Here is a 6,130-nt window from a genome sequence, read left to right as displayed (position 1 = left end):
GGAGCCTGTAAAAACTTCTGTGTAAATGTCGCTTAAATGAAAGCGTCTAAACGACCTTCAAATTCGATCATAAACCGACTCATAGCAGCACGCCAATCCCGAATTGGCATATTCCACTTTTTTGATGCAGCTTCAATTGCCAAATAGATTACCTTTCTGACCGAGTCATCGGTTGGAAAGAGCTTACGCTTCTTGATTGCCTGCCGAATCACACTATTTAGTGATTCAAACTTGCGGAGCAATACTCCTCAGGTGGTGTAAATCGCTTTACGAATATCTGCTGGATAAGCAAACAAGGTATTTAGGTTCTGCCAGTGCCCGTACCAAGATTTGCTAATCTGCGGGTATTTATCATCCCATGTGCTCGCAAAGACTTCTAATGCCTGCAAGGCAGACTCTTCAGTAACAGCTTGATAAATACGCTTCAAGTCACTGGTGACGGCTTTATAGTCCTTCCAACTCACATATTTCAAACTGTTGCGTACCATGTGGATAATACATAGTTGAATGCGTGTTTGTGGGTAGACGGTAGTAATCGCATCAGGAAAGCCTTTCAAACCATCTACACAGGCAATCAGAATGTCTTGTACACCACGATTCTTTAGTTCTGTTAGAACGGACAGCCAGAATTTGGCACCTTCATTCTCGGCGATCCACATACCCAGCAGTTCTTTGTGACCCTCAAGGTTAACACCCAATGCTAGAAAGACAGCTTTGTTAATAACGCTGTTGTCCTGTCTGACCTTCACCACAATGCAATCAAGGTACACGATGGGGTAAATGTTATCGAGTGGGCGATTCTGCCACTCAATCACTTGCTCTTTAACCGCATCTGTCACCTTGGAAATCAAACTAGGAGATACATCTGCATCGTATAGTTCTTTGAATGTACTGACGATTTCACGGGTGGTCATGCCTTTGGCATACAGCGATAGGATTTGGCTATCCATGCTGGTGATTCTGGTTTGGTGTTTCTTCACTAATTGTGGTTCAAATGTACCATCACGATCACGTGGGGTATTCAGCTCAAACTCACCATCACCCGTGAGTAGTTGCTTCTTACTGTAGCCATTACGTGCATTGCCTTTGGCACTAGGCTGGTGACGCTCATGCCCTAAATGCTCGGTGAGTTCTGCATTTAGGGCTGTTTCAACGGTAAGTTTCTTTAGAGCTTTACTGAATTCATTCAGGTCAGAATCTGTTTTTAGGTTTTTGGCAAATTCTTTTGCTAGTGCCATCAATTGACTGTGATCCATTGTGGATGTCTCCATCTATCCCTATTACAGGGTACTAAGATTTGGACATTTACACAGTTTTATTTACAGGCTCGAAAGTCGACAAGTTTAGAGTATTTTTTTATACACGCCCAATTAATGCTTAAAAATAGTCATATTATTTTGTAATTTGATTTGTTTTTAAGAGTTTCATTTCCTCCATGCGATGAAAACCTAAATTTTATACTCTTTTTATCGCGCCTTTGATTCAATCCTATCCTATTCTAATCAGACAACTCATCTATTTTATATCATCAGCTATATTCAAAAACCATTAGAAGTTGCTTATCCACGCGAGGAACAAAGCTCAGCTTCACTCACTATTGATTTAAAGCTTCTTGTATTCCTCAATAAATTCAGAGAGAATAAATTAGAGTAATTACTCTAATTATTAACAATAGGAATAACTTGTTATGATCGGATCCCGAAAATGGATGGAAATCAACCAAGGAAGTCTAAGCTTTAAAGAAAAAATCAACCTGCTCAAACAGACTTTACTTCCAACCACGTATAAGTACGCCAAAACCTTTATACAGTCTCATGTTAATCATACTCATTTTGCATTACACGATGTTCAAATCCCTGATACACCTATGGTTAAAGAGGCAATGGCTGAGCTAGAAAACACACAAGATCGAGTAATTTTCCACCATTCCTGGCGTAGCTTTTTTTGGGGAGTCGGTATAGCACATAGCAAAGACTGGCATTTTGACCAAGAGAGTTTTGTCATTGCCTGCTTAATGCACGATTTAGGTTTAGTTGAGCATTTGGATCAATATTCATGTAACTGCTTTACTTATGAAAGCGCCTTACGTTCGGAAAATTTATGTCTAAAACATCAGTATGATGCATCAAGAACAAAGATTATTTCTGAAGCTATTTGTCTACATATGAATGGGTATTTAGATGAATCTAATCAAGATTTACCGATAGAGGCTCTCTTGCTACAACAAGCGACTTCATGCGATGTGATTGGCACTGATTATGCACGATTCTCAAAAACATATGCTGAAGATGTGTTGATACAGCATCCTCGAACTCAATTTAATTCGCATTTCAAAAAACTTTTACATAAGGAATCGCTTAATCATCCTCAATCCCGCACAGCTTTGGTTTCTAGATTAGGATTGCCCTATATGATTCAGCTCAATATTTTTAAGGAATAATCAAATGTTGAATAACACCTTAACCAAAAAAACGATATATTTTCAACAACATCCTATCCTTGTTGAGCTTTATTTTCACCCACAAAATAAACATACAATTATTATATTGGCTGCTTTAGGCGTAGCTATAAATAAATACGAAAAGTTAATTTCTTTGCTCACAAATCATGGTTTTAATCTCGTTGTTGCAGATTATCCCTATTGTGGACGCAACACACCTCATGTATCTGCTCAAATTGACTATGGTTATGCCGATCTTATTCGTGATTTTATTCCACAACTTGAACAGGTTGCCTTAGACGCAAATCTTCAATCACCTATTTTATTGGGTCATAGTTTAGGTGGGCATTTGGCGACATTGTATGCCCAAAGCCATGACAATACAGTTATTGGTATAGCAACAGGCAATATCGGGCTAAAAAACTGGGACTTAAAAGGCAAAATCAATATCTTAAAAGCGGTTAGTGTTATCAATGCCATGATTTTAAAAGATGGTTATTTTGCTGGGTATAAAATTGCCTTTGGCAATCGAGAAGCCAAATCTTTAATGCGAGATTGGTCAAAAGTTGTCTTTACAGGAAATTATAAACACATCATCACTCAGCAAAAGATTGTTAAAAATGCAGCCTTATTTATTGCTTTAAAGGATGATGACTTTGCACCAATGTCATCCATGTTGGGTTTAAGTCATTATTTCAAACAGCCAATTGTGGAAACTTTAGATCTCACCCAAACCATCAAGGGAAATCAACATAGTGCTTGGATTAAGCAACCCGAACAAATAGTCAATAAAATTAAACAATGGGTGAATAGGACTACTTTATAATTTTTTCTTTAGACATCAATACATAAGCGCCATCATCACTTTCACCTGTACTGACTGCTTTCCAAGCATGGTGTTTATAAAAAGCCAGCGCAGTTTTATTCTCAGATAAACATTTGAGATAGCCTGTGCCATTAAATAGTTTTTCTGCCGATGCTAACAAAGTGCTGCCGACGCCTTGATTTTGTACACTTGGAGCAACAAAGAGATGGTGTAAAAAATTATCTTGAAGATAAATAGAAGTAAAGCCCAAATATTGTTGATTATTTTCAGCAACGAGAACAATTTCATTTTGCGTAGATACCTCAAAATCTCCAAGTTGCCATTTCGAAGAATCCAGCCATGACCAACTCTTCTTTCGACTCTCTAAAAAAAGTTCACTCAATGGCAGCATATCTTGTGGTTGAAAATATCGGATCTTCATCATCGTTCCAAGCATCTTTTTTATGGCATTTCACTCTTTATCAAGTTAAATTGGTCTTTCCCCAAGCACCTCAACAATACGTAATAAATAGCCATCTGGATCTTGGACTAAAAATTGTTTTTGACCATGCTCTACATCATCTGCACGATACCAGCATTCTTCCAACACACTGAACAGTGACCATTGAGCCAAAGTTAAACGACTTAAAATCTCATCAAGCTGTTCAACTTCGATTTGAAAGTTTATCCCTCGTCCCAATGGATAATCTAACTGTGCTGTAAGCCATTGCCCTTCCTGTTGTTGTTCCAGCATAAACTGTACACCATCCAGATCAAGGTAGATAAATTGTTCTTCTTTTCGCTGATACATAACAGTAAAGCCCAAAAGTTCCACCCAAAACTGATAACTTTTATGCAAATCTTTTACGATTAGTTCTGGGACCAATTTGTTCCATTGCATTGAACACCTATCCTATTATCATTTTAAAAATCTAAGATTCAATATGTTGCAATATATTGATGATTTTTCCAAATGGGTCTTTGACATAAAAACGCTTTACGCCCCATTCTTCCTGAGTCAACGCGTACGTGATGATCAAATTCAACTCCACTGCCTGCTGATACAGTTCATCGACATTATCTACCTCGATTGAAAAATCAGGTACAACTGTTGAGTTTCCACCTTGTGATGCAATGCTAATTTGAGGGTGCATCATTTCATAATTCGCATAGGTTTTGATCCACCCATGATCCATGACTAAATCCATGCCTAGAAAGTCAGCATAAAATGTTTGTGCCAAGGTCAGGTCAAAAGCCTGAATATTACTGACGATTCTTTTTATTGCCATGTTATTTTCCAACGCTATTTTTTTAAAATTTACACTTTATTTTACGATTGGATCAGCTCCACCACCAAGGTAAAGTTCCATTTTTTAAAATTTGACGATGTTGCTTATAATTCGGATCATATTTCGAAACTTCTGACCAAAATGTAGGGCTGTGATCAAAATATCGAGTATGCGCTAATTCGTGTATGCATACATAGCGTGTGATCTGTAAATCACACAATACCAATGCGCCATTCAACATAATATCATGTCGAGAAGTACAACTTCCCCAACGGGTTTTAGGTTGTCTAATTGTACACTGTTTATACTTTAAACCTGTTTGTTCACTGATTTGTTGTAAGTACTTGGGCAAATGCTGTTGAGCATAATGAATTACAAATTTTTTTAAATAAACTTCGGCTTGATGATCACTGATCAAAATGGTAAGTGATTGCTCATCAAAAACATAGGCTTGCTTTTGCTTTTGATAAATAATCTTGAGTGGTTGTTGCAGATTAAATAGTCTCAATGTAGATGGTAAACTTCGGTCAACAAGCGAAATATGTTGTTGCTGTTTTTGCCATGTTTCAATCACCCATTGTTCTGACTGTTTTAAAAAATCATCAATTTGACGTTGAGTACAAAACTTGGGCACAGTTAATCGAATTTGAGATGGTTCAACACGTAAACGTAAACGTGTTGCACGTGCATGATGAGTAATTTTAATTTCAGGAAGTGTGGCTGTCATATAACTCTAAATTTAATTTACCCCAATGCCTTAGAAGAAAGAAAACCCTTCTCCACGAAGGGTTTAACAGGAATAGAACTAATATTTAGATCGCTGTACGCTCTTCAATACCATTATTGGTTGCAACGATGGCAACATCAGCTTTATTGATTGCAAAAATCCCGTTGCATACAACACCTGGAATATCGTTGATGGTCTTTTCCAATTCAAGCGCATTTAAAATATTCAAATTAAAAACATCTAAAATCACATTACCGTTATCAGTAACAACACCCTCACGATAAGTCGGATCACCCCCTAAAGAGACGATTTTGCGTGCAACTGCTGAGCGTGCCATAGGAATCACTTCAATTGGTAACGGAAATTCACGTCCTAATTGCTCAACCCATTTTGAATCATCGACAATACATACAAACTTTTTTGCAATTGAAGCAACAATTTTCTCGCGTGTCAGTGCAGCACCACCACCTTTGATCATATGCATATGACGATCAATTTCATCCGCACCATCCACATAGGCATCTAAACCACCGACATGGTTCATATCAACCACCTCAATTCCTAACTTTTTAAGGCGTTGCGCAGTCGCCTCAGAACTTGCTACTGCAGCTTCAAGTTGAAGTTGAGGCAAAAGCTCAATCAAAAAATTGACTGTACTTCCAGTTCCCACACCCAAAATGCCCCCTTTTGGTAAGTGTTTTAAAGCGGCTTGGGCTGCAGCTTGTTTTTTCTCATCCTGGGTTGCATAAAGGCTCATGACATCTCTCAATTAAATTTCAATTTCCTGCACATTTTGCATAATTTTAAAACGCAAAGGTGCAACGGTTTGTTACAATGGATGCTCATTTTAAACTGTTAGATGGAAAATT

The 6,130-nt window shown here is 37.7% G+C and carries 7 protein-coding genes and 1 pseudogene; 2 read left to right on the top strand and 6 right to left on the bottom strand.

Features of this window, described 5'->3' with window-relative positions; translation table 11 throughout:
* Positions 1-32: 32 nt before the first annotated feature.
* Positions 33-1,256: pseudogene (locus tag ACINWC743_RS19635) on the bottom strand (IS256 family transposase).
* 431 nt (positions 1,257-1,687) lie between these two features.
* Between ACINWC743_RS19635 and ACINWC743_RS19630 the strand changes: the two are divergent.
* Positions 1,688-2,440: a hypothetical protein gene (locus ACINWC743_RS19630; protein ID WP_009586654.1), complete on the top strand. Its 753-nt coding sequence runs from the start codon at positions 1,688-1,690 to the stop codon at positions 2,438-2,440.
* 4 nt (positions 2,441-2,444) lie between these two features.
* Positions 2,445-3,266 carry an alpha/beta fold hydrolase gene (locus ACINWC743_RS19625; RefSeq protein ID WP_009586633.1) on the top strand — a complete coding sequence of 274 codons (822 nt, stop codon included), beginning with the start codon at positions 2,445-2,447 and terminating at the stop codon, positions 3,264-3,266.
* Here ACINWC743_RS19625 and ACINWC743_RS19620 read toward each other — a convergent pair.
* The 5 genes from ACINWC743_RS19620 to rpiA all read right to left on the bottom strand — a co-directional run bounded on the left by ACINWC743_RS19620 (position 3,256) and on the right by rpiA (position 6,018).
* Positions 3,256-3,690 carry a GNAT family N-acetyltransferase gene (locus tag ACINWC743_RS19620; RefSeq protein WP_228129119.1) on the bottom strand — a complete coding sequence of 145 codons (435 nt, stop codon included), beginning with the start codon at positions 3,688-3,690 and terminating at the stop codon, positions 3,256-3,258. The two genes, ACINWC743_RS19625 and ACINWC743_RS19620, sit on opposite strands and share 11 nt — an antisense overlap.
* 42 nt (positions 3,691-3,732) lie before the next feature.
* The gene (locus tag ACINWC743_RS19615) at positions 3,733-4,146 is read right to left on the bottom strand and encodes a bleomycin resistance protein (protein WP_009586636.1); all 414 of its coding nucleotides are present in this window, start codon (positions 4,144-4,146) and stop codon (positions 3,733-3,735) included.
* A 31-nt stretch (positions 4,147-4,177) separates the two neighbouring features.
* On the bottom strand, positions 4,178-4,534 hold the full coding sequence (locus tag ACINWC743_RS19610; protein ID WP_009586657.1) for a glyoxalase superfamily protein: 357 nt from the start codon (positions 4,532-4,534) through the stop codon (positions 4,178-4,180).
* A 52-nt stretch (positions 4,535-4,586) separates the two neighbouring features.
* On the bottom strand, positions 4,587-5,261 hold the full coding sequence (locus tag ACINWC743_RS19605; protein ID WP_009586641.1) for a M48 family metallopeptidase: 675 nt from the start codon (positions 5,259-5,261) through the stop codon (positions 4,587-4,589).
* A gap of 85 nt (positions 5,262-5,346) precedes the next feature.
* Positions 5,347-6,018 carry a ribose-5-phosphate isomerase RpiA gene (gene rpiA, locus ACINWC743_RS19600; protein WP_004830961.1) on the bottom strand — a complete coding sequence of 224 codons (672 nt, stop codon included), beginning with the start codon at positions 6,016-6,018 and terminating at the stop codon, positions 5,347-5,349.
* Positions 6,019-6,130: the final 112 nt, after the last annotated feature.

The sequence above is a fragment of the Acinetobacter sp. WC-743 genome (assembly GCF_000335555.1).
Taxonomy (GTDB): Bacteria; Pseudomonadota; Gammaproteobacteria; order Pseudomonadales; family Moraxellaceae; genus Acinetobacter; species Acinetobacter bereziniae.
This window is presented reverse-complemented; position numbering and strand designations above follow the sequence as displayed.